Source organism: Streptomyces sp. NPDC020422, from assembly GCF_044386705.1.
Lineage (GTDB): Bacteria > Actinomycetota > Actinomycetes > Streptomycetales > Streptomycetaceae > Streptomyces.
Window position 1 is genome coordinate 157,936 of the sequence record NZ_JBIRVJ010000012.1, and the last position, 23,342, is coordinate 181,277.

General features: G+C 72.1%; 18 protein-coding genes. 5 read left to right on the top strand and 13 right to left on the bottom strand.

Features of this window, described 5'->3' with window-relative positions; genetic code table 11:
• Window positions 1-57: 57 nt before the first annotated feature.
• On the top strand, window positions 58-2,241 hold the full coding sequence (locus ACH414_RS29550) for a RecQ family ATP-dependent DNA helicase (protein WP_398944093.1): 2,184 nt from the start codon (window positions 58-60) through the stop codon (window positions 2,239-2,241).
• 218 nt (window positions 2,242-2,459) lie between these two features.
• A complete protein-coding gene (locus ACH414_RS29555; RefSeq protein ID WP_382547356.1) occupies window positions 2,460-3,086 on the top strand; it encodes a hypothetical protein in 627 nt (208 codons plus the stop codon).
• 211 nt (window positions 3,087-3,297) lie between these two features.
• Here the strand turns inward: ACH414_RS29555 and ACH414_RS29560 are convergent, their stop codons facing one another.
• From ACH414_RS29560 to ACH414_RS29570, 3 genes are all read right to left on the bottom strand, one after another.
• Complete coding sequence (locus ACH414_RS29560) at window positions 3,298-3,930, bottom strand: hypothetical protein (RefSeq protein WP_382547358.1); 633 nt, start codon at window positions 3,928-3,930, stop codon at window positions 3,298-3,300.
• A gap of 131 nt (window positions 3,931-4,061) precedes the next feature.
• Window positions 4,062-4,772: a ribonuclease HII gene (locus tag ACH414_RS29565; protein WP_382547361.1), complete on the bottom strand. Its 711-nt coding sequence runs from the start codon at window positions 4,770-4,772 to the stop codon at window positions 4,062-4,064.
• Between the two features lie 303 nt (window positions 4,773-5,075).
• Window positions 5,076-5,693, bottom strand: a complete 618-nt coding sequence (locus ACH414_RS29570; RefSeq protein WP_398944094.1) for a TetR/AcrR family transcriptional regulator — start codon at window positions 5,691-5,693, stop codon at window positions 5,076-5,078.
• A gap of 121 nt (window positions 5,694-5,814) precedes the next feature.
• Between ACH414_RS29570 and ACH414_RS29575 the strand changes: the two genes are divergently transcribed.
• Window positions 5,815-7,368: an MFS transporter gene (locus tag ACH414_RS29575; protein ID WP_398944096.1), complete on the top strand. Its 1,554-nt coding sequence runs from the start codon at window positions 5,815-5,817 to the stop codon at window positions 7,366-7,368.
• Window positions 7,369-7,657: 289 nt separating this feature from the next.
• On the opposite strand, the gene ACH414_RS29580 is transcribed toward ACH414_RS29575, so the two are convergent.
• From ACH414_RS29580 to ACH414_RS29600, 5 genes are all read right to left on the bottom strand, one after another.
• Entirely contained in the window at window positions 7,658-9,442 is a 1,785-nt protein-coding gene (locus tag ACH414_RS29580) for a DUF4153 domain-containing protein (RefSeq protein WP_398944139.1), read from the bottom strand.
• A gap of 424 nt (window positions 9,443-9,866) precedes the next feature.
• Complete coding sequence (locus ACH414_RS29585) at window positions 9,867-10,778, bottom strand: ADP-ribosylglycohydrolase family protein (RefSeq protein WP_382547370.1); 912 nt, start codon at window positions 10,776-10,778, stop codon at window positions 9,867-9,869.
• A gap of 12 nt (window positions 10,779-10,790) precedes the next feature.
• The gene (locus ACH414_RS29590) at window positions 10,791-11,450 is read right to left on the bottom strand and encodes a histidine phosphatase family protein (protein ID WP_382547373.1); all 660 of its coding nucleotides are present in this window, start codon (window positions 11,448-11,450) and stop codon (window positions 10,791-10,793) included.
• A 74-nt stretch (window positions 11,451-11,524) separates the two neighbouring features.
• Window positions 11,525-12,130 (bottom strand): YdbC family protein, encoded by a 606-nt coding sequence (locus tag ACH414_RS29595; protein WP_382547376.1) that lies wholly within the window; start codon window positions 12,128-12,130, stop codon window positions 11,525-11,527.
• Window positions 12,131-12,162: 32 nt separating this feature from the next.
• Window positions 12,163-12,981 carry an arylamine N-acetyltransferase gene (locus ACH414_RS29600; RefSeq protein WP_382547378.1) on the bottom strand — a complete coding sequence of 273 codons (819 nt, stop codon included), beginning with the start codon at window positions 12,979-12,981 and terminating at the stop codon, window positions 12,163-12,165.
• Window positions 12,982-13,068: 87 nt separating this feature from the next.
• Here ACH414_RS29600 and ACH414_RS29605 point away from each other — a divergent pair, with 87 nt between their 5' ends.
• Complete coding sequence (locus tag ACH414_RS29605) at window positions 13,069-13,599, top strand: TerD family protein (protein ID WP_382547381.1); 531 nt, start codon at window positions 13,069-13,071, stop codon at window positions 13,597-13,599.
• Between the two features lie 91 nt (window positions 13,600-13,690).
• Here the strand turns inward: ACH414_RS29605 and ACH414_RS29610 are convergent, their stop codons facing one another.
• The 3 genes from ACH414_RS29610 to nrdR all read right to left on the bottom strand — a co-directional run bounded on the left by ACH414_RS29610 (window position 13,691) and on the right by nrdR (window position 18,101).
• Window positions 13,691-14,380, bottom strand: coding sequence for a DUF6215 domain-containing protein (locus ACH414_RS29610; RefSeq protein WP_382547384.1), 690 nt, complete (start codon window positions 14,378-14,380; stop codon window positions 13,691-13,693).
• Window positions 14,381-14,510: 130 nt separating this feature from the next.
• Window positions 14,511-17,405 carry a vitamin B12-dependent ribonucleotide reductase gene (locus ACH414_RS29615; RefSeq protein WP_382547387.1) on the bottom strand — a complete coding sequence of 965 codons (2,895 nt, stop codon included), beginning with the start codon at window positions 17,403-17,405 and terminating at the stop codon, window positions 14,511-14,513.
• A 186-nt stretch (window positions 17,406-17,591) separates the two neighbouring features.
• Window positions 17,592-18,101 carry a transcriptional regulator NrdR gene (gene nrdR / locus ACH414_RS29620; protein WP_382547390.1) on the bottom strand — a complete coding sequence of 170 codons (510 nt, stop codon included), beginning with the start codon at window positions 18,099-18,101 and terminating at the stop codon, window positions 17,592-17,594.
• Window positions 18,102-18,580: 479 nt separating this feature from the next.
• On the opposite strand from nrdR, the gene lexA reads away from it, so the two are divergent.
• Window positions 18,581-19,369 (top strand): transcriptional repressor LexA, encoded by a 789-nt coding sequence (lexA, locus tag ACH414_RS29625; RefSeq protein ID WP_046911342.1) that lies wholly within the window; start codon window positions 18,581-18,583, stop codon window positions 19,367-19,369.
• An 88-nt stretch (window positions 19,370-19,457) separates the two neighbouring features.
• Here lexA and ACH414_RS29630 read toward each other — a convergent pair whose 3' ends face one another.
• Window positions 19,458-21,431 (bottom strand): ATP-dependent DNA helicase, encoded by a 1,974-nt coding sequence (locus tag ACH414_RS29630; protein ID WP_382547394.1) that lies wholly within the window; start codon window positions 21,429-21,431, stop codon window positions 19,458-19,460.
• Between the two features lie 49 nt (window positions 21,432-21,480).
• Window positions 21,481-23,301, bottom strand: a complete 1,821-nt coding sequence (locus ACH414_RS29635; protein WP_386568764.1) for an IucA/IucC family protein — start codon at window positions 23,299-23,301, stop codon at window positions 21,481-21,483.
• Window positions 23,302-23,342: the final 41 nt, after the last annotated feature.

Here is a 23,342-nt window from a genome sequence, read left to right on the forward strand (position 1 = left end):
TCCACAGGCAGGGCGGCTCGTTCGCGAATTGTCCGACCCATCGGGTTGCATGGGGGCATGACCCACGCAGACCGCCCCGAAGACCGCGCCGCCCTCCGCGCCGCCGCCGACGCCGTGCTCGCCCGTCTCGTCTCCGACCCGACGGGCACGGCGAGACTGCGCGAGGACCAGTGGCGGGCCATCGAGGCGCTCGTCGCGGACAGACGCCGGGCGCTGGTCGTGCAGCGGACCGGCTGGGGCAAGTCGGCGGTGTACTTCGTGGCGACCTCGCTGCTGCGCGAGCGTGGCGCGGGTCCGACCGTGATCGTGTCGCCGCTGCTCGCGCTGATGCGCAACCAGGTCGAGGCGGCGGCCCGGGCGGGGATCCGCGCCCGCACGATCAACTCGTCGAACACGGAGGAGTGGGAGACGGTCCAGGCGGAGGTCGCGGCCGGCGAGGTGGACGTGCTGCTCGTGAGCCCCGAGCGCCTCAACAACCCCGACTTCCGCGATCAGGTGCTGCCGCGGCTCGCGGCGGCCACCGGGCTGCTCGTGGTCGACGAGGCGCACTGCATCTCCGACTGGGGCCACGACTTCCGGCCCGACTACCGGCGGCTGCGCACGATGCTCGCGGAGCTGCCGGCGGGGGTGCCGGTGCTCGCGACCACGGCGACGGCCAACGCACGGGTGACCGCGGACGTCGCCGAGCAGCTGGGGACCGGCGGGGACACCGACGCGCTGGTGCTGCGCGGGCCGCTGGACCGCGAGAGCCTGAGCCTCGGCGTGGTCCGGCTGCCGGACGCGGCCCACCGGCTGGCCTGGCTGGCAGACCACCTCCACGAGCTGCCCGGCTCCGGGATCATCTACACGCTGACGGTCGCCGCCGCCGAGGAGGTCACGGCCCATCTGCGCCAGTGCGGGCACACGGTCTCCTCGTACACGGGGCGGACGGAGAACGCCGACCGGCAGCAGGCGGAGGACGACCTGCAGGCGAACAGGGTGAAGGCCCTGGTCGCGACCTCGGCGCTCGGCATGGGATTCGACAAGCCGGACCTGGGGTTCGTGGTGCACCTCGGCTCGCCCTCCTCACCCATCGCCTACTACCAGCAGGTGGGCCGTGCGGGCCGTGGTGTGGAGCACGCGGAGGTGCTGCTGCTGCCGGGCAAGGAGGACGAGGCGATCTGGCAGTACTTCGCGTCGGTCGCCTTCCCGCCCGAGGAGCAGGTGCGCCGCACCCTGGACGTGCTCGCCCAGGCGGGCAGGCCGCTGTCCCTGCCCGCGCTCGAGCCCCTGGTCGAGCTGCGCAGGACCCGGCTGGAGACGATGCTGAAGGTCCTCGACGTGGACGGGGCCGTCAAGCGGGTGAAGGGCGGCTGGGAGAGCACCGGGCAGCCCTGGGTGTACGACACCGAGCGGTACGCGTGGGTGGCCCGGCAGCGGGAGGCCGAGCAGCAGGCCATGCGGGAGTACGCGGCGACGTCCGGCTGCCGGATGGAGTTCCTGCGGCGTCAGCTGGACGACGAGGCGGCGGCGCCGTGCGGTCGCTGTGACAACTGCGCGGGCGTCAGGTTCGACGCGAAGGTCTCCGACGCGGCGCTCGACACGGCGAAGGGGGAGCTGCGCCGGGCGGGTGTCGAGGTGGAGCCGCGCAAGATGTGGCCGACCGGACTCGCCGCCGTCGGGGTGGATCTGAAGGGCCGTATCCCGGCCGGCGAGCAGTCGTACGCGGGCCGCGCGCTCGGCCGCCTCTCGGACATCGGCTGGGGCAACCGGCTCCGCCCCCTGCTCGCCGACGGGGCGCCGGACGGCGAGGTGCCGGACGACGTGGTGCAGGCGGTGGTGCGGGTGCTCGCCGACTGGGCGAAGGGGCCGGGTGGTTGGGCCTCGGGCGAGCCGGACGCGCCGCCCCGGCCGGCCGGTGTCGTGCTCGTCGCCTCGCATCGCAAGCCCCGGCTGGTGGGGTCGCTCGGCCGGCGGATCTCCGAGATCGGGCGGATGCCGCTGCTCGGCACGGTGGAGTACGCACCGGAGGCGGAGGACCTGCGGATCTCCCGGACCAACAGCGCGCAGCGGGTGGTCGGACTGCAGCGGGCGCTGGTCGTTCCGGGCGATCTCGCGGAGCGCCTGGCCTCGGCGGGCGGGCCGGTCCTGCTCGTGGACGATCTCGCCGACAGTGGCTGGACGTTGGCGGTGGCCGCGCGACTGCTGCGCCGGGCGGGAGCGGAGGGAGTGTTCCCGTTGGTGCTCGCCGTCCAGGGGTGAAACGGGGAGTGAACAATGGGCAACTGGGCAGGGATATGAGTGTCATACCGGCGCATTCCAGTCAGCGGCCTCAATTGCTCGTTGCCGCTCGCGCACGGGCCAGGAAGAATTGGGAATCCGCCCCGCACGGCTCGTACGCGGTCCTGTCGGACCGTGCCGTGGTGCGCTCTCACCACCCGATTCCGCCCGTGCGCGGGCGTGTATCCGAAGGGAGGATCGTGACCCTCGGATTCGCTCCGTCCTCAGCCGCTTCGATCAGCTCGTCGTCCGGGTCGGCCAGCCGCCTCGCTCGGATGCTCGAACCGGCGGAGTGGGCCGCGGCCGGCATCCCGCTGCTGCGCAACCCCCGTGAGGTCGTCAGCGGCCTGCACTCCCGGCATCTGCCCACTCCCACGACCGCGGTGGTGGCCGTCCTCGACCACGAGGAGCGGCTCGCCGCCAGCGCCTCGTTCATCCGCAGGTCCGCCCCGGCGGACGGCTGGGAGTTCCGCAACGCGCTCCTCGCGCACCTGCGCCGGGTGATCCCGCACGACCTGCGCCGGCGCGCTCCGGTGCGCACGGCCGTCCTGCTCTACTGCCGCGAGGGCGACGAGCGCTGGACGGAGGAGGACGGGGCCTGGATGTGGGGGCTGCGGGACGCCTGCACGCTCCACGGGCTGCGCTGCGGGGCGTACATCACGCTGACCCGAGGGGGTTGGCAGGTGCTCGGCGAGGGCCGTGGCGGCCGCCGGCCGAGTTCGGACTCTCCCCCGATGCCGCTGGGCGAGGAGTCCGGCTTCGAACGGCTCGTGCCGCGCATCGCGAGCGGAGCCCCGGAGCCACTGCGCCGCGCCGCCGCACGCTGAAGCACGACGGCCGCGGCGGACCCACCGGTCGACCGACCGGCACCCGGGCGGCCCAGGCGCCCGGAAGCCGCACGCCGGAGGGAACGCCTGCCGTACGAAGACGGGCGCACGGCCAGGGGCACGCGGCTTCCGGCCGCACGGGGCCCGCAAGGTGACGCGCGCCCGCCCGGCCGCCCGCGGAGGGGCAGCCGGGTGCCGGGTGGGGCGTCGGTCAGACGCCGGCGCCGAGCGCGGCGTTGACGCGCTCCGGGTCGCCGCAGACGACCAGCAGCGCGGTGGCACGGTTGAGCGCCTCGGGCAGCGCGCGCGAGACGGACTCGTCGGAACCGCCGTTGACCGCCACGACCACCACGGGACGGGCCGCGGCCCGCTCCACGGCGGTGGCGTCCGCGAAGAACACGTCCTCGCGGGCGTCCTGCTGCGCCCAGTAGGCGGCCTCACCGAAGGACAGCTCGTGCGCCGTCCAGGGGTGCTGCTCACCGGTCGTGAGCACCAGCACGTCGCCGGGGGCGCGGCCGGATTCGAGCAGCAGGTCCAAGGCCTCCTCGGCGGCGTCCAGAGCGCCGTCGGCAGACGCGGGGATCAGCTGGATCTGGGCGCCGGACCGCTGGTCGGAACGATTCTCCTGGCGCGCGGCGGGAGTCGGTCCCGCAGCGGGCTGCGGGCGCGGCACCGGCGGTGCGGGCCTGGCCGGACCGGGGCCCGGAACTCCGGGTCGCGGGGTGGCCGCGGTACGCGGGCCGGGTACGGGTCGGGGGGTCGGCACGGGGCGGCCGGCGGCCGCAGTCGCGCGGGGACCCTGGGCACTCTCGTGAATCTGAGGCTCCTCGGGGATGAGAGGCATGAGTGGATGTCTATCAAACGCCGTCGCGGGACGCTCCGGCGGGTGGGCGCACAGGTGCGCCCCGGCCACGGAAGGGGCTCTGCCGACGGGACCCGGCAAGGCGTCCCTCCGGAGAATTCGGCGGCCGGAAGTCAGAAGTCGAAGCCGAGTTGGCCCCCGCTTTCCAGCGCGGCCGCCTCGGCGGAGAGACGGACCTTCTTCAGATGCCGCCAGCGGGGCATCGCGTCCAGGTACGACCAGGAGAGCCGGTGGTACGGGGTGGGCCCCAGCTCCTCGAGCGCCGCCTTGTGCATGGGCGAGGGGTAGCCCGCGTTGGCTCCGAAGGCGTACGCCGCGTACTCCTCGGCCTCCGCCTCGAGCTCCGCCATCAGCGCGTCGCGCCGGACCTTGGCGAGCACGGAGGCGGCGGCGACGGCGATGCAGGACTGGTCGCCCTTGATCACCGTACGGACCTGCCAGGGACTGCCGAGATAGTCGTGCTTGCCGTCGAGGATCACCGCGTCGGGGCGGACCGGCAGGCCTTCCAGGGCGCGGACGGCGGCCAGCCGGAGCGCCGCGGTCATCCCGAGCTCGTCGATCTCCGCGGGCGAGGCGTCGCCGAGCGCGTACGCCGTGACCCACCCCTGGAGCTCGACGGCGAGCGCGGTGCGCCGCTTGGGGGTGATCAGCTTGGAGTCGGTGAGTCCGGCGGGGGCCCGGCGCAGGCCGGTGACGGCGGCGCACACGGTCACGGGACCGGCCCATGCCCCGCGTCCGACCTCGTCGACCCCGGCGATGATCTTGGCGCCGGTGGTGGCTCGGATCGATCGCTCGACACTGTGGGTGGGTGGTTCGTACGGCATGGCGCCAGACAGGTTACGCCGACGGATACGTCCGCCGGTACCCGGATTCCACGTGGTGATCCACACCCGACCGAATCGCGGTCGGGTTCCGGCCAGGTTCCGGCCCGTTTCAGGCCGGTACCTGGACCGACTCCCCCGTCAGGGGCCGGCTCGCTTCCCGGTGAGGGCCCGGACCGCCCGTCGAGCGGGGCCCGCGCCTGCCGGAAGCCGGACACGGGCCCCGCCCAAGGCGGACCGATGCGGCCCGACGCGGACCGATGCGGCCCGATGCAGACCGATGCGGACCGATGCGGCCCGAGACGGCTAGCGGCGCAGCAGCGGCACCATCACCCGGTCGACCATCTCGGCGATCTCGGCGTCGCCCCATTCGCTCCCGCACACCTTCGCGCGGTACATCATGATCGCCGGGATGACGTCGTAGACCAGGTCACCCGGTGCGTCGGGGCGGACCTCGCCCCGCGCGATCCCGCGCTGGATGACCTCCTCCAGCAGCCGCTTCGAGGGGTCGGTGACACCGGTGACGATCAGCGCCTGGAAGCGCTCGGAGGTCTCGCTGTCGCATTCGTGAATGACGGCGCGCAGCGCGAAGCCGGGCTTCGAGTACATCGCCGCCCGCACCCTCCGGCACAGCTGGTAGAGGTCCTCGCGGACGCTCCCGTGATCGGGCGCCTCGCCCAGGGCCGGGAGCGCGGCCCGGAGGGCCTCGGCGACCAGGTCCTCCTTGGAGGGCCAGCGCCGGTACACCGCGGCCTTGCCCGTCTGCGCACCGGCCGCGACACCCTCCATGGTCAGACCGTTCCAGCCGACCGTGCTCAGCTGGTCGAGGGCCGCCTCCAGGATGGCGCGTTCCAGCACCGGACCGCGCCGCCGTGACACCACCCCTTGTGGCCGAGCGGCAGCCACGGAGTGCGAAGTAACCATCAGAGCCTCTCTGTTGGGACCGGCAGTGCGCAGTGAACGGTTGCGTTCTCTGAGGGGGAATCACTACCGTGGACGACAGTGAACGAGTGCGTTCACTGGATTCTTCCGTGGGGGATACACAGTGACAACGTCTCCGGTGGACACCCGGACCGGTCCAGGAACCGCCAGGTACCCGAATCGGCCGGGAATCGCTCTCACCGTCATCGCCGCCTGCCAGTTGATGGTCGTCCTCGACGCCACGATCGTGAACATCGCGCTTCCGCACATCCAGGAGGCGCTCTCCTTCTCCACCACCGACCTGTCGTGGGTGCTGAGCGCCTACACCCTCACCTTCGGCGGCCTGCTGCTGCTCGGCGGCCGGGCCGGCGACATCCTCGGGCGCCGCCGGGTGTTCATGACCGGCATCCTGCTCTTCACCCTCGCCTCCCTGCTCGGCGGCTTCGCCCAGGAACCCTGGCAGCTGCTGGCCGCGCGCGCCCTCCAGGGGGTCGGCGGCGCGATCGCCTCGCCCACCTCCCTCGCCCTGATCACCACGACGTTCCCCGAAGGCCCCGAGCGGAACAGGGCGTTCGGCGTCTTCGCCGCCGTCTCGGCCGGCGGCGGCGCGATCGGCCTGCTCGCCGGAGGCATGCTCACCGAGTGGCTCGACTGGCGCTGGGTGCTCTTCGTGAACGTGCCGATCGGCCTGGTCATCGCCTTTCTGACGCCCCGTTTCATCAACGAGTCCGAGCGGCACCCGGGCCGCTTCGACCTGGCGGGCGCACTCTCCTCGACCCTCGGCATGACCGCGCTCGTGTACGGCTTCATCCGCGCGTCGGAGGAGGGGTGGACGGACCGGCTGACCATCGCGGCGTTCGTCACCGCGGGTGTCCTGCTCGGCGTCTTCGCCCTCGTCGAGTCGCGGGCGCGCGAGCCCATCACGCCGTTGCGGATGTTCGCCGACCGCAACCGCTCGGGCACCTACGTGATCATGCTCAGTCTGGCCGCCGCCATGCTCGGCATGTTCTTCTTCATCGTCCTGTTCGTGCAGAACGTGCTCGGCTACAGCCCCATCCGCGCCGGCCTCGCCTTCCTCCCGGTCACGCTCGCCATCGCGCTGGGCGCCGGACTCGCCCAGCGGCTGCTGCCGCTCCTCGGTCCGAAGCCGTTCATGATGACCGGTGCGGCAGCCACCGCGGCGGGGCTGTTCTGGCTGAGTCTCATCTCCTCCGACAGCTCCTACGCGAGCGGCGTGCTCGGCCCGATGCTCGTCTTCGGCTTCGGCATGGGCCTCAACTTCGTCACCCTCACCCTGACCGCGGTCTCCGGGGTGGCCCCGCACGAGGCCGGGGCAGCGTCGGGGCTGCTCAACGCGACCCAGCAGGTGGGTGGTTCGCTGGGCCTGTCGATCCTGGTCACGGTCTTCGGCACCGCCAGCCGCGAGGAGGGCGAGCGGCTGGCACCGCAGTTCATGGCCCAGGCGACTCCCGAGCAGCAGGCTCGGTTCGCCCGGACCCACGAGCTGCCGGCGCCCTGGTCCCATGACGTGCTGACCGCCGGCATCTCGGCCGCGTTCACCGCCGCGGTCGTCATGGCGCTGATCGCGTTCGTCACGGCGGTGGCCGTGATCCGGGTGCGCAAGAGCGACCTGGAGGCGCTCAGCGGCACGGCGGAGGCGGCGGGCCCGGCCGCCTGACCGGCACGGTCGCAGTGCCCACATGGTCGCAGTGCCCACACGGTCGCAGTGCCCACACGGTCGCCGTGTCGGACAGGCCGCCGCGCCCGGAACATGCCGAGGGGCGTGTCCCCTTCCCGTACGGGGAGGAGGACACGCCCCACGCCCGGTGGGGAGGACGGGTCCGCGGTCCGGACCGCAGTCCGCAGTCCGCAATCCGCAGTCCGCAGTCCGCAGTCCGCAGTCCGCAGTCCGCAGTCCGCAGTCCGCAGTGTCTCGGGCTACGGCGGTACGGGGTACGGCGTACGGGTCAGGGGGCGCCGTACGGGTCGTTCTCGGGGTCGTACTCCTCCTCGCGGCTCGGCTCGCCGCACTCCGAGGCCGTGGCGGTGACCGGGCGTGCGTCCAGGATCGCCCGGGCCCTGGCCTCGGCCAGGCTGGTGGCGTACCAGCCGCCCTCGTCGTCGCGGAGCCGCTCGTCGATGTCGAGGAGCGAGCAGGAGCGCAGCGGCTCCGGGAGTCGGTCCAGGGCCGGGACGGCGTCGGCCGAGAGCCCTTCGAGGTAGTTCACGTCGATCTTGCCGAGCCGCTCGTGGCGGTCGACGTTCTGCTGGGCGATGACGGCGTCCGGCTGGATCAGCCCGAAGACCAGGACGAAGCCGGCCGCGCTGGCGGCGAGCGCGCGCGGCAGCAGGCGTGCGCCCCAGATCCCGGCGGCCATGATGAGCACGATGGCGAAGCCCAGCCAGAGCTCCATGGTGGTGACGGAGATCCGTAGCCTGGTCAGGCCGTACGCGTCCACGTACAGGTCCATCCTGCGCAGGGCGGAGGCCACCACGACCAGGGTGAGGACGCAGAGGGTGCCGAGCACGACCCGTACGAGCCGCCGGTCCCCCGCCCCGGTACGGGGTGCCCAGCGCAGCGCCAGGCCGATGACGACCAGGGTGAGCAGCGTGGCCATGAGCAGCTGCCAGAAGCCCTGGCGCGCGTACTCGGCGTAGGTCAGGCCGGTCTCGCTGAGCACCTTGTCGTAGCCGCCGAAGAGCACGGCGAGCTGGATCGCGTTGAAGGCGGCGAACAGCAGGTTCAGGACGACCAGCGGAAGTGCCCACTCCAGCCGGTTGCGGGCCTTGCCCGCACCGAGGGAGAGCCGGTCCCAGCGCAGCGGGGCCGCGGCCGTCCGGGCCACGGCGATGGCGCCGAACAGGCCGACGATGAAGCACAGGATGCGCCAGGGCGCCTGGACGAGCGAGATGTCGGGCATCAGCGCGCCCAGCAGATCGGCGAAGGCCGCGTCCGCGCCGGCGAACAGGGCGCCGAAGACGACGAGCAGGCCGAGGGCGATCAGGACGGTGCGCAGGAGGGGCCACCAGCGGCCGCGCGAGCCGTCCGCGCGCTGCCTGACCCCTTGCCAGACCCAGGTCAGACCGTTGCCCAGGGAGTCGAAGAGGCCGACGGGCCCGAGCAGCATGCTGGGCCAGCCACGGCCGCCGTGCAGGGCGAAGCCGGTGAGGCCGATGGCGGCGACGACCGCGAGGAAGGTCGGCCAGCCCGCGTCGCTGAGCGCGGGCACGGCGAGCAGGGCCGCGCCGCCGAGCGCCCAGACGAGCGTCCAGGCACGGAGCCGCCGCCCGGCGGCACGCGCGGCGAAGGCCCCCGCGAGGGTGGCGGGCACGGCCACGAGCAGCAGGTTCACCCCGGCGCCGCCGTCGAGCAGGAGCGCGGCGAGCAGCGCGGTGGCCAGGATCGCCCAGAGCGTCGCCGCGGTCGTCTGCGCCGGCGCCTTGGGCCGCAGCCTGCTCACCGTGCTCGGCTTCCTGGGCGGCGCCCAGGGGTGGTACGGCGGGTAGGGCCCTTGCCCGTACGGCGTGCCCGGAGCCCCCGGCGGTCCGACGCGGGGCGGGCCACCGGCCGGCGCACCCGCGAAGGCCCTCGCGGGTGCGGCGTGGGCGTGGCCCGCGGCGGGACCAGCGGCGGTAGGACCTACGGAAGCACCCGCAGGAACACCCGCGGCAGCGCCTGCGGAAGCACCAGCGGGAGCTCCCGCGGCGGGCCCCGTAGAAGCACCCGCGGCGGGCCCCGCGCCCTCTCCCACGGGCGGTTGCGGCCCGGACGCCTGCCCCTTCGGCAGCGCGTCCTGCGGCGCGCCGCCCGTCGGGCCGCTGTCCTGCGGTGGCTGGGCGGACGGTGTGTCGGTCACGGGACCCCCTCCCGGCCCGGTCCGCGCGGGCGCTGCCCTGCGGCGGCGCTCGGTGGTCCGGGTGTCTCGTCGTCGCGCTCTTGTCATGATCAGCGCTGCGGAGTGGCCGACTCTAACCGCGCGGCGCCCCGGCGAACCGTCCCGGAGGCGCCTGTGGCAGGACCGTGACACTCCGCCTGCCGAAGAGCCGCCCCCGACGGCTTCACCGACCGGCTTCACCAGACGGCTTCACCGAACGGCTTCACCAGACGGCTCCAGGAAACTGCTGCACGCGACGGCTCCCGGAAGCTGCTCCGAGACGCCTTACGACGACGAACCCCTAAGAACGCACCCCGGTCGGCACCCACCCGGGCAGCTCCTCGGTCTGCTCCAGCCACTCCGCCGGCGGCGTCCCGGCGGAAGTGGAGGCGACGACCCCGCCCGCGATGGCGCAGGTGGTGTCGACGTCGCCGCCGACGGCCGCGGTGGTCCAGAACATGCGCTCGAAGTCACCGAGGGACCTGGCCGCCGACCAGAGCGCGAACGGCACGGTGTCGTGCGCGCTGGTGCGCCGGCCGCTGCCGAGCACCGCGGCGACCGTGGCCGCGTCCCCGTAGTCGAGCATGTCGCGGGCCCGGCGCAGGCCCGCTCCCACGGCGCTGCGCGGGATCAGGGCGATGACGCCGTCGAGCAGCGCCTCGGGTCCGGGCGGTCCCGCTGGGTCCGCGGCGAGGGCGGCCGCGGCGGCGACGGCCATCGCGCCGACCACGGCCTCGCGGTGCTGGTGGGTGGTGTAGGCGGAGATCTCGGCCTGATGGGTCGCCTGCTCGGGGTCGTCCGCGTACCAGGCCCCGAGGGGGGCGATCCGCATGGCGGCGCCGTTGCCCCACGACCCCTGCCCCTTGAACAGGGCGGCGGCGAGCTCCCGCCAGTCGCCGCCCTCCCGGATGAGCCGGAGCATCCGGTTGACGGCGGGGCCGTAGCCGCGGTCGAAGTCGTGGTGGTGGGCGAAGGAGGCGGCGAGTGCGTCCTGGTCGATCCGGTCGTGGCCGACGAGCACGGCGAGGACGGAGCAGGCCATCTCGGTGTCGTCGGTCCACTGCCAGGGACCGGCGGGCGGCTCGTGCCGCTTCAGCAGGGGATAGTTGGCGGGGACGAAGTACTGGGAGCCCAGTGCGTCCCCCACGGACAGCCCGCGCAGGCTGGCCAGGGCGCGGTCGAAGCGCCGGTCGGGAGAGGAGTCAGCGGTCATCGCTCTGCCACTCTATCCGGTGGGGCCGTACGGTTCCGGGGTACGCCAGCGTTCGAAGGGCCGGTCGAGCCGGTACTTCCCGTCCTCGCCGAGCAGCAGCATCCTGGTCTCCGCGTTTCCCGGGTTGGACAGCGACTCGAAGTCGGCGACCGTCCAGTGGAACCAGCGCATGCAGAAGAGGCGCATGGTCAGTCCGTGGGTGACGAGCAGGACGTTCGGCGGATGGTCCGGGGCCTCGAAGCTGCGGTAGAGGCTCTCCAGGAACGCCCCGACCCGGTCGTACACATCGGCGCCCGACTCGCCCTGGGCGAAGCGGTAGAAGAAGTGGCCGTAGGCGTCCCGATAGGCCTTCTGGAGGCGCACGTCCTCCCGGTCCTGCCAGTTGCCCCAGTCCTGCTCGCGCAGCCGCGGCTCCTCCCTGACCCGCACCCGCCCCGGATCGAAGCGGAAGGCGCGCAGGGTCTCATGCGTCCGCCGGTAGGGCGAGACGTAGACGCTGACCCGCTCCTCCCCGAACAGCTCCCTCAGCCGTCCCCCCGTCTCCTCCGCCTGCCGCCACCCGGTCGCGGTGAGTCGCAGCGCGTGGTCGGGCTCCCTCTCGTACACCGTGTCATCGGCATTGCCCTCGGACTCTCCGTGCCGTACGAGGACTATGCGCCGCGGTCGTGCCATGGGACGACCCTAGATCGCCCGGCGCCGCCGGGCTCAGTCGAGCAGGTGTCCGGACTCCATCCGGGGGAACGGGGTCACACCGCCCAGGCCTGTTCGAGCTGCACGACGTCGCCCGTCAGGGCCGCCACGTCGGCCGCGGTCTGGGCCCGCAGTCCGAGCCGCTCCACCCGCTCGACGCGGTACTTGCCGTGCTCGGCGGCCGAGTTCCACATGGAGAGCACCAGGAACTCGTGCCCCGGGGCCTCGCCGAAGAGCCCGCGGAGCATGCCCGGGGACCCGGCCATCGCCGGGTTCCACACCTTCTCCTGCATCAGGGCGAAGTGCTCGACGCGGTCCTCGTGGACCCGGCTGTGCGCCACCCGGGCCACATCGGCGTCGGAGAACTTCGGCTCGAAGCCGGTCTTCACGTCGAAGCGGTGGTCGAAGAGCTTGACCTGGGCGTCCTTGTAGGTGCCGGCCTGTGCGGCGGCGAGCCGGTCGTGGGAGCGCGCCATGAACGAGTCGTAGAACGCCCGGCTCTCCCAGAACGCGAAGACATGGGCGACATCCGGCCGTCGCCGGCTCCACCCACCGCCCTGGCCCCGGAATCCCGGCTCTCCGAGCAGCCCCGCCCATTTTCGCTGTCCCCGCTCGAACCCTCGACGGTCCACCACGGTGCAGCGAATCCACTTGACCAGCACCGCGCCATGGTACGGGTCGGAGCGACGCGCCGTCAGATCTCCGCGGAGTGCAGGCGAACCAGACCGGCGGCCTCCTCGGCGTCCAGTTCGATACCGAAGACCTCGGACAGCGTCCCGATCAACTCCTCCGGCCCGATGCTCCGTTCCTCGACCGTGCCGTCCAGGCGCACCGAGGTGAGCCCGGAGCGGACCAGGGCCCGGCGGACCTCGGAGCCCGGCCGGAGGGCCACGACCTGGCCGACGAAGCGGGACAGGGGGTGGCTGGAGCTGTAGTGGTTCATGAGCTCGAAGTCCACCGGGTACAGGGTGTGCGGGGCGAAGGCGTAGAGGTCGGTCCACCCCTGCGGGCGAAGCGAGCGCAGCACGTGGACGCCCTCGTCCTCCCGCGCGATGCCGAAGGTCCAGCCGTCCTGCTCGACCCGGGCGCCGTCGACCAGCGGCACCGGCTCCAGCGGCCCCTGCCAGCCGAAGCCGGTGTCGGCGAGCCACTGTTCGCCGTCGACGGTCACGACGAGCACGGCGTGGGTCACCGCGGTGAGCGCGTCTCCCCGGGTCCGGTTGCGGGCACCGCGGCCCGCCACGTCGAAGCCGATCCGCTCCAGGGCGGCGGCGAGGAGGGAGTTCTGCTCGTAGCAGTAGCCGCCGCGCCGTCGGCCGACGAGCTTGGCCTGGAGGCTCTTGACGTCGAGCGGGATCCGCCGGCCGAGCGCCACGTCCAGGTTCTCGAACGGGATGGCCGCCACGTGCGCCCGGTGCAGGGCGCGCAGCGTCCTCAGGTCCGGTGCGAGCTCCCCCGTGTAGCCGATCCGCGCCAGATATGCGTCCAGATCCAGCTCTTCCCCGCTCCACATACCGCGCTCCCCCTCGACCGATGACATGTTGATCACATGACACCATGAACGTGCCATCAGAAACCGTGCGGGGAAAGGGGATTCACGATGAGCGGACTCAACAAGGGCGTCGGCAAGGCCGAGGTGGCGCTCAAGTGGGACCCCAGTCCGGTCGGCGCGTCCGCGCACGACCTGGACCTCGTGGCGGGCGTCTACACGGCGGACGCCCCCTATGGGCCGCCGGCCTATCTGGTCCACTTCGACAGCCGCTCCCCCGACGGCACGATCACCCTCCACCGGGACAGCCGTACGGGGCAGGGCTTCGGCTACGACGAGGCGATGACCCTGGAGCTGACCAGGCTCGCCCCGCACTACGCGCGCGTGGTGGTGGGCGTGGCCATACAGCAGGGCGGCGGCCGGCTCACCTTCGGCCAGGTCGCCCACACGGGCGTCCGGGTGCGCGAGGGGCACACCGACCTGCTGGCCGACGACCTGGCGTCGGTGGCGGACGCGACCGCGGCGACGGTCGTCGAGTTCGTCCGCGGCGGGTCCGATGGCTGGACCCTCCGTCCGCACCTCCACGGCTTCGACACGGATCCGAGCGAGTTCGGCGGCCTGATGGGCGCTCGGCAGGAATGAGCCCGAGCGGGCCTTGGCGGGAATGACTGCCGAGGGGGACCCGGCAGGAATGAGTTCGGAGGGGGCCCGCCCCCAGGGCGGCCCCCCTCCGTCACTTCCCGGACCAGCCGGGGAGCGTCGGCAGCACCCGCTCGGCGACCCTCAGCAGGGCCGCGTCGTCGGGAATCGCCTCGTCCTGGCGCCAGATGACCAGCTCGTACGAACCGCCGCCGTCCTTCGCGTCCTTGGCGACGAGGAGATGCCGGGCGATGCCGCCGGTGCCGGACTCGGCCTTGCCGCCGCCGAGCGGGATCTTCAGCGCCAGGGTCCGGTCCGAGTAGAGGACCGCCGGGCGCCCGAGGAGCCTCGTCGGCTCCGCCGTGTTCCCGAGAAGCCGGCCGAGACCGGCGACCGGAAGGCGGTCGTAGGAGACCGAGAGCTTCACGGAGTACGTCCCGAGTCCGACGTTTCCCTCGGGCGAGGCGATCCTGGTGCCCCCGCCGAGCTTGACCCACCCGTCGCTCCCCCAGGCGTTCCGCGCCTGCTCGCCGGGGGTGCCGAGCAGCGTCGGCAGGTCCGGCCGGTTCAGCGCCTGGCACAGACGGGTGCCCGAGACGTACTGCGGCGGCAGCGAGCCGCTCGATGCCGTGCAGACGGCCGGCTTCTGGGCAGCGGCGCTCTCCATATCGGCCTTGGCCATGTACCAGAAGCCACCCGCGAGCACGGCCCCGAGGGCCAGCGCGGCGGCCACCTGCGCCCCCACGTTCGGGCCGTTCGCCGATCCGGCCACGTCGTCCGCCATGTTCCCGTTCCCCCCTGTCGTCCGCGCGCGAGGCGCGGCGGAGAGCGTAACCGGTGGGTAGCTTGAAGGGGTACGAGAAAAGGGTGCCGACCCGTGGCCGGCACCCTTTCTCAGTCGCTACTCAGGACGGTCAGCTGCAACCGCTGGTCGAGCCGCAGCCCTCGCAGATGTAGCAGGAGCCGGCGCGCTGCATCTTCGTGCCGCAGGAGAAGCAGAGCGGGGCGTCCGCGCTGATGCCCAGCTGCATCTCGACGAGCTCCGCGGAGGTGTGGGCCTGCTTCGGGGCCGGGACCTCGACCGGCGCCGGGGTGGCGACGGCCTTCAGCTCCTGGGCGCGGGGGGCCGACTGGGCCAGACCCTCGACGTCGACCTCGACGTCGTCGACGGACTGCTCGTACGAGCCGGTCTCCAGGTGGCGCTGGCGCTCCTCGGCGGAGTGGATGCCGAGCGCGGAGCGGGTCTCGAAGGGCAGGAAGTCCAGCGCCAGGCGACGGAAGATGTAGTCGACGATCGACTGCGCCATCCGCACGTCCGGGTCGTCCGTCATGCCGGCCGGCTCGAAGCGCATGTTGGTGAACTTCGAGACGTACGTCTCCAGCGGGACGCCGTACTGCAGGCCGACGGAGACGGCGATGGAGAAGGCGTCCATCATGCCGGCGAGCGTCGAGCCCTGCTTGGACATCTTCAGGAAGACCTCGCCGAGACCGTCGTCCGGGTAGGAGTTGGCGGTCATGTAGCCCTCGGCGCCACCCACGGTGAAGGAGGTGGTGATCCCCGGGCGGCCCTTCGGGAGGCGCTTGCGGACCGGGCGGTACTCGACGACCTTCTCGACGGCCTCGCGGATCGTCGCCTCGGTCTTCGCGGTCACCTCGGCCTTCTCGTCCTCCTTCTTCTTGGCGGAGAGCGGCTGGCCGACCTTGCAGTTGTCGCGGTAGATGGCGAGCGCCTTGACGCCCATCTTCCAGGCCTCGAAGTAGACCTCCTCGACGTCCTCGACCGTGGCCGTCTCCGGCAGGTTGACGGTCTTGGAGAGGGCGCCGGAGATCCACGGCTGGATGGCGGCCATCATGCGGACGTGGCCCATCGCGGAGATGGAGCGCTCGCCCATGGCGCAGTCGAAGACCTCGTAGTGCTCGGTCTTCAGGCCGGGGGCGTCGATCACGTTGCCGTGCTCGGCGATGTGGGCGACGATCGCCTCGATCTGCTCCTCCTGGTAGCCCAGGCGGCGCAGGGCCTGCGGGACGGTGCCGTTGACGATCTGCATCGAGCCGCCGCCGACGAGCTTCTTGAACTTGACCAGGGCGAGGTCGGGCTCGAGGCCGGTGGTGTCGCAGGACATCGCGAGACCGATGGTGCCGGTCGGGGCGATGACCGAGGCCTGGGCGTTGCGGAAGCCGTTCTTGGCGCCGAGGCGGACGACGTCCTGCCAGGCCTCCGTGGCGGCGGCCCAGATCGGCGAGTCGAGGTCGTCCATGCGGACGGCCTTGTCGTTGGCGTCGGCGTGCTGCTTCATGACGCGCTGGTGCGGCTCGGCGTTGCGGGCGTAGCCGTCGTACGCGCCGACGACCGCGGCGAGCTCGGCGGAGCGCTTGTACGAGGTGCCGGTCATCAGCGAGGTGATGGCACCGGCCAGGGCGCGGCCGCCGTCGGAGTCGTAGGCGTGGCCGGTCGCCATCAGCAGGGCGCCGAGGTTGGCGTAGCCGATGCCGAGCTGGCGGTAGGCGCGGGTGTTCTCGCCGATCTTCTGGGTCGGGAAGTCGGCGAAGCAGATGGAGATGTCCATCGCGGTGATGACGAGCTCGACGACCTTGGCGAAGCGCTCGACGTCGAAGGACTGGTTGCCCTTGCCGTCGTCCTTGAGGAACTTCATCAGGTTCAGCGAGGCGAGGTTGCAGGACGTGTTGTCCAGGTGCATGTACTCGCTGCACGGGTTCGAGCCGTTGATGCGGCCGGACTCGGGGCAGGTGTGCCAGTGGTTGATCGTGTCGTCGTACTGGATGCCCGGGTCGGCACAGGCCCACGCGGCCTCGGCCATCTTGCGGAAGAGCGCCTTGGCGTCGACCTCCTCGATGACCTCGCCGGTCATGCGGGCACGCAGGCCGAACTTGCCGCCGTTCTCGACGGCCTTCATGAACTCGTCGTTCACGCGGACGGAGTTGTTGGCGTTCTGGTACTGGACGGACGTGATGTCGTCGCCGCCCAGGTCCATGTCGAAGCCCGCGTCACGGAGGGCGCGGATCTTCTCCTCCTCCTTGACCTTGGTCTCGATGAAGTCCTCGATGTCGGGGTGGTCGACGTCGAGGATGACCATCTTGGCGGCCCGGCGGGTGGCGCCGCCCGACTTGATCGTTCCTGCGGAGGCGTCGGCGCCGCGCATGAAGGAGACCGGGCCGGAGGCGTTGCCGCCGGAGGAGAGCAGCTCCTTGGAGGAGCGGATGCGGGAGAGGTTCAGGCCGGCACCGGAGCCGCCCTTGAAGATCATGCCCTCTTCCTTGTACCAGTCGAGGATCGACTCCATGGAGTCGTCGACGGACAGGATGAAGCAGGCGGAGACCTGCTGGGGCTGCGGCGTGCCGACGTTGAACCACACCGGGGAGTTGAAGCTGAAGATCTGGTGCAGGAGGGCGTAGGCCAGCTCGTGCTCGAAGATCTCGGCGTCGGCGGGCGAGGCGAAGTAGCCGTAGTCCTCGCCGGCCTTCGTGTAGGTCTTCACGATCCGGTCGATGAGCTGCTTGAGGCCGGTCTCGCGCTGCGGGGTGCCGACGGCCCCGCGGAAGTACTTGCTGGTGACGATGTTGACCGCGTTCACCGACCAGAAGTCGGGGAACTCGACGCCACGCTGCTCGAAGTTGATCGAGCCGTCGCGCCAGTTGGTCATGACGACGTCACGGCGCTCCCAGGCCACCTCGTCGTACGGATGCACGCCGGGGGTGGTGTGGATGCGCTCGATACGCAGGCCCTTGCTCGCCGCCTTGGCTCCCTTGGTGCGGGAACCACGTGCCGGACCGCTCGCCGTCTCTGTCATGCCGCCTCCCATATACGGGCAAAACACGCTGGAGCACCCGGAAAATTCCAGGGCTCCGCCTTCTGTACTTCGTCTTGTAGTGCAGTTGCCACGAGCGCCTCGCGGTTGGCTCGGGGCAGGTCTTTCCGGGCCGCGCGGCGGCCTTCTCCGGACCGCCCGTCTGGGACGTCGGACCGGCTCGCCGTTCTAGTCGGCGGCGGTGGCGGGCACGGGGACCTCGGGGGTCGCACCGGTCCCGCGCACCTCAGCGGGAGGCCGCTCGCGGAGTTCCGCGATGGCGGCCTCGAAGTCTTCGAGGCTGTCGAAAGCCTTGTACACGGACGCGAAGCGCAGGTACGCGACGAGGTCGAGCTCCTGCAGCGGGCCGAGGATGGCCAGACCCACGTCGTGGGTGGTCAGCTCGGCACTCCCGGTGGCGCGCACCGCCTCCTCGACCCGCTGGCCGAGCTTGGCGAGGGCGTCCTCGGTGACGGGCCTTCCCTGGCACGCCTTGCGCACGCCGGAGATGACCTTGGTACGGCTGAAGGGTTCGGTGACTCCCGAACGCTTGACCACCATGAGCGAGCAGGTCTCCACCGTCGTGAAACGGCGGGAGCAGTCGGGGCACTGGCGGCGGCGTCGGATCGACGTCCCGTCGTCGGTGGTGCGACTGTCGACGACACGGCTGTCGGGGTGCCTGCAGAAGGGGCAGTGCATTGGTTCCGACCCTCCCTCACGGCACGACTGAATAGCTTCGCCGGGCCCGTCAAGGCCCCTCGAAGCGACCACCAGCATAGGCGATACGGAGACCCCCGGCCGACCGAGGACCACTACTTGTAGGTGGCTGATCGGATCCAACCACTAGATCTTGGGTTGGTCCGCCATTTCGACCCCGTGCGCGTGTCGCGGTTCGCGACCGGCCACGAGGGTACGGGAAGGGCGCGGCTGCGCTGATTCCGGGGTCGCCGATGCGACACTGGGAGGGCAGCCGGCTCCCGCGCGGCACAGCGGTGAAGGTTACCGTAATGACCGAATTGAGACGGCGACCCGGGTCCGTGCAGGTCCGCATATACACCCACGCCCGTGCACACGTAAGGCGATCCGCGATTTTTCACTCGAACGTGTGTTTGGCGCAACCTTTCGAAAGCCACTACCGTTGTGCCAGCCAGGGAGACCATTCGAGAGGGGCCGCCGACGTGACCACCACCGCAGACAGTGCCACCATCACTGCCCAGGACCGCTCCCAGGGCCGACTCGAGCCGGTGCATGCGATGAATGACGCAGCCATGAACGGGGAGGAGCCCGGCCGACCCGCGCGCTCGCTCCCCGGACGACCTCCGGGGATCAGGGCCGACAGCTCCGGCCTCACCGACCGGCAGCGCCGGGTCATCGAGGTCATCCGCGACTCCGTCCAGCGCCGCGGCTACCCGCCGTCGATGCGCGAGATCGGCCAGGCGGTGGGCCTCTCCTCCACCTCCTCCGTGGCGCACCAGCTGATGGCCCTGGAGCGCAAGGGCTTCCTGCGCCGCGACCCGCACCGCCCGCGCGCGTACGAGGTGCGCGGCTCGGACCAGCCCAGCACGCAGCCCACGGACACCACCGGCAAGCCCGCCGCCTCCTACGTCCCCCTGGTCGGCCGTATCGCGGCCGGTGGCCCCATCCTGGCCGAGGAGTCCGTCGAGGACGTCTTCCCGCTCCCCCGGCAGCTGGTCGGCGACGGCGAGCTCTTCGTGCTCAAGGTCGTCGGTGACTCCATGATCGAGGCGGCCATCTGCGACGGCGACTGGGTCACGGTCCGTCGCCAGCCGGTCGCCGAGAACGGCGACATCGTGGCCGCCATGCTCGACGGCGAGGCCACGGTCAAGCGCTTCAAGCGCGAGGACGGCCATGTCTGGCTGCTGCCGCACAACGCGGCGTACCAGCCGATCCCCGGCGACGAGGCCACCATCCTCGGCAAGGTCGTCGCCGTGCTGCGACGGGTGTGACCCCACCTCGTCGGCCCTGAACCGGGCCCCGGGACCCACTGCGCCGGTCCCGGGGCCCTGCTGTGTCTCCAGGCCCCGAGCCGCGCGGCTACGCCTCGGCCGCCTTGGCCGCCGCGTCGATCGCCGAGAGCGACTTCCGCACCTGGTTGCGGTCGGTGGTGTACCAGAAGTCGGGCAGCGAGGCCTTCAGATAGCTGCCGTACCTGGCCGTCGCGAGCCGCGGGTCGAGGACCGCGACCACGCCCCGGTCCCCCGTCGCCCTGACCAGACGGCCGGCGCCCTGGGCCATGAGCAGCGCCGCGTGCGTCGCCGCCACCGCCATGAAGCCATTGCCCCCGGCGTCCTCCACCGCCTTCTGGCGCGCGCTCATCAGCGGGTCGTCGGGGCGCGGGAAGGGGATCTTGTCCATCACGACGAGCTGACAGCTCGGTCCCGGCACGTCGACGCCCTGCCACAGCGAGAGCGTGCCGAAGAGACAGGTCTTGGGGTCGGCCGCGAAGTTCTTGATCAGCTCGCCGAGGGTGTCCTCGCCCTGGAGCAGGATCGGCAGCTCGGGAATCCGGGTCCGCAGCTCCTCGGCCGCCTGCTGCGCGGCCCGCATCGAGGAGAACAGCCCGAGCGTGCGCCCTCCGGCCGCCTGCATCAGCTCGGTGAGCTCGTCCAGCATGTCGCCGCGCTCACCGTCCCGCGCGGGGCGGTTCAGATGCTTGGCGACATAGAGGATGCCCTGCTTCGGGTAGTCGAAGGGCGAGCCGACGTCGATGCCCTTCCACACCGGCAGGTCGTCGCCCGTGGTGCCCTCGGGGGCGAGCCCGAGCGAGGCGCCCACCCCGTTGAAGTCGCCGCCCAGCTTGAGGGTGGCGGAGGTGAGGACCACCGAACGGTCGGCGAACAGCTTCTCGCGCAGCAGCCCCGAGACGGTGAGCGGAGCGACCCGCAACGAGGCGCCGAAGCGGTCGTGCCGCTCGTACCAGACGACGTCGTACTCCGAGCCCTGGGTGATCCGCTCGGCCACTCCGTGCACGGTCTCGACCGACGCCAGGGCCTGCTTGCGGACGGCGTCCTCGTCCTGCACCGAGCGGTCCCGGGTGTTGCCCAGAGCCGTGATCACCGCGCGGGAGGCGTCGCGGAGCGCCATCAGCGCGTACGCCAGGTCCTCCGGGATCTCCTCCAGGCGGCCCGGCAGGGCGAGCTCCATCACGCGCTCGAAGCCCTCGGCGGCGGTCTGCAGCTGGTCGGCGACCTTCTCGTCGACCAGCTTCGCCGCCCGGCGCACCGCCCGGTTGACCTGGCCGGGCGTGAGCTCTCCCGTGGCCACGCCGGTCACCCGGGAGACCAGCTCATGGGCCTCGTCGACGATCAGCACCTCGTGCTGCGGCAGCACCGGCGCGCCCTCGATCGCGTCGATGGCGAGCAGGGCGTGGTTGGTGACGACGACCTCGGCGAGCTTGGCGCGCTCGCGGGCGGCCTCGGCGAAGCACTCCGCCCCGTACGCGCACTTGCTCGCGCCCAGGCACTCGCGCGAGGAGACCGAGACCTGGGCCCAGGCCCGGTCGGAGACGCCCGGCGTCAGGTCGTCCCGGTCGCCGGTCTCCGTCTCGTCCGACCAGTCCCGCAGCCGCAGCAGGTCCTGCCCGAGCTTGCTGGTCGGGGCCGCGGCCTCGAAGGGGTCGAACAGGCCGTCCTCCTCGTCCTGCGGGACGCCCTCGTGCAGACGGTGCAGGCACAGGTAGTTCGACCGGCCCTTGAGCATGGCGAACTCCGGGCGGCGGCGCAGCTGCGGGTGCAGGGCGTCGACCGTCCGCGGCAGGTCGCGCTCGACGAGCTGGCGCTGGAGGGCCAGCGTCGCTGTCGCGACCACCACCCGCTCCCCCTGCGCCAGGGCCGGCACGAGATAGCCGAGGGACTTGCCGGTGCCGGTGCCGGCCTGGACGAGGAGGTGCGAACCGTCGTCGATGGCCTCGGTCACGGCCTGGGCCATGGTGACCTGGCCGGGGCGCTCCACACCGCCGACGGCGGAGACGGCGGCGTGGAGGAGGTCGGGGAGGGATGGCTTCGTCATAGCGCTTCCAGCCTACGGGGCGGCACCGACAGCCGGGCCCTCCCGGTGATCACGCGAGGGGGTTCGGGACGGTGCCGTGGACCGCGGCGTGGGGGCGCTCGGGGCGGTCGCGGTAGCCGTCCAGATGGAGCCGGTTGCGGTTGAGACAGAGCCGGTCGATCCGGGGGACGAGCAGGTCGAACAGCTCGAAGCGTTCCTTCAGCTCCGGGAAGCGTGCCTGGTGGCGGAGGATCTCGGCGCGCAGCAGGGTCCAGAACTCCTCTTCGGGCACGCCCAGTTGCTCCTCGTACAGGGGCGCGAGGTAGCGGAAGACGCCGACGAAGAGGCCCGAATGGATGAACTGGGTGAGGAAGTCGGGCTCCTCGGTGAGCAGCACGGCCCGTACGTCGTCGGGCATCGTGGCGTGCTCGGGCAGCGGGTGGGCGCTGATGTTCACGTCGTCGACGAAGTCCTTGATCGCCAGGCGTACGGGCACGTCCTGCTCGTCGTAGACGACGATGGCGTTCTCGCCGTGCGGGGAGAAGACCGTGCCGTACTGGTAGAGGAAGTGCAGCAGCGGCGGCATCAGGGCGGCGAAGAGGCGCTGGAGCCAGGCCCGGGGGGCGAGCCCCGAGCGGTCGACGAGTTCGGCGGCGAAGGCGCGGCCGTCGGGGTCGGTGTGCAGCAGCGAGGCGAGGGTGCGGGCGCGCTCGCCGGGCGGCAGCCGCAGCGGCTCGCGCCAGATCGCCCCGAGGAGTTCCTTGTACTGGTACGGCACTTCCGGCAGGCGGTCGTAGAGCGGGTGCTCGACGGTGACGGAGGCGACCTCGCCGAGGAGGATCACCCCGCACTCCTCGCGCAGGAACGGGTCGGCGTCGCGCAGGCCGTGCACCCAGGCGGTGACGGCGGGGGCGGCGAGGGTGCGCTCGGTGGGCAGGCCGCGCCAGACGAGGGTGTTGAGGACGGACAGCGGCAGCTTGACGGTGTGGCGGTCGGGGCGGCTGGTGTTGAGGAAGGTGCGGACCGACTGCTGCGGCAGGCGCAGGTCGTCGTCCGCGGCGAGCGGCACCAGGGCCCCGGAGGCGACGGCCGGGGCGTAGAGCGGCAGCAGGATCTCGTCCCACTGCCAGGGGTGCACCGGGAGCAGGAGGTAGCCGTCGGGGTCGAGGCCGCGGGCCCGCAGCTCGGCGTGGAAGCCCTCGCGGACCTCGGGGTCGAGCTCGCGGGCGTAGAGCCGGTCGGGGGTGTCGAGGCCGGGGACCCCGCGGTAGGCGGCGATCCGGCTGCTGACCGCGATCCACGGCAGGCGGGTGGCGCGGCGGGCCTCGGGGGCCCAGCGGGCGGTGTCGGCGGCGGAGAAGCCGATCCGGCCCTTGTTGAGGACGAGCCACGGGTGCCCGGTCTGGTGCCCTTCGAGTTCCGCGTAGCCGAGGTCGGCGAGGCGGGCGGCGGGCAGCGCGGTGTGGTCGAGGCGGGCGTCGGCGGCGAGGGTGGTGGTCAGCTCGCGGATGAGGTGCCCGAGGGTGGCGCCGTCGAGGCCGAGGAGGCGGCGGGCGCGGACCAGGAAGGCGAGCGGGTCGGTGGCGGGGGCTCCGTCGAGGGTGAGCGAGTCGGGCGCCACCCGCCAGCTGCCGTAGGCGCCGCGGCGGGCGGTGAAGGCGAGGACGCCTCCGTCGTCGAGGGTGAGGGTGTAGCGGTTCGGCGCCTGGGCGGACGTGCCGGGGTCGGCCGGGATGGGTTCGACGATCTCCTCGTAGGCGAACTCGGCGACGGCCTTGGCGAGCAGCCGGGCGGAGGCCCGGGCCCAGCCGGCGGGGTTGAGTTCGGGCGGGGCGCAGAGGGCGGGCGGTGCGGGCTGTGCGGAGTCATGGGGTGCAGGGGACGTCGACACGAGGACTCCTCGGGGTGAAAGCCGCTGTGGGTCGAGCGGGG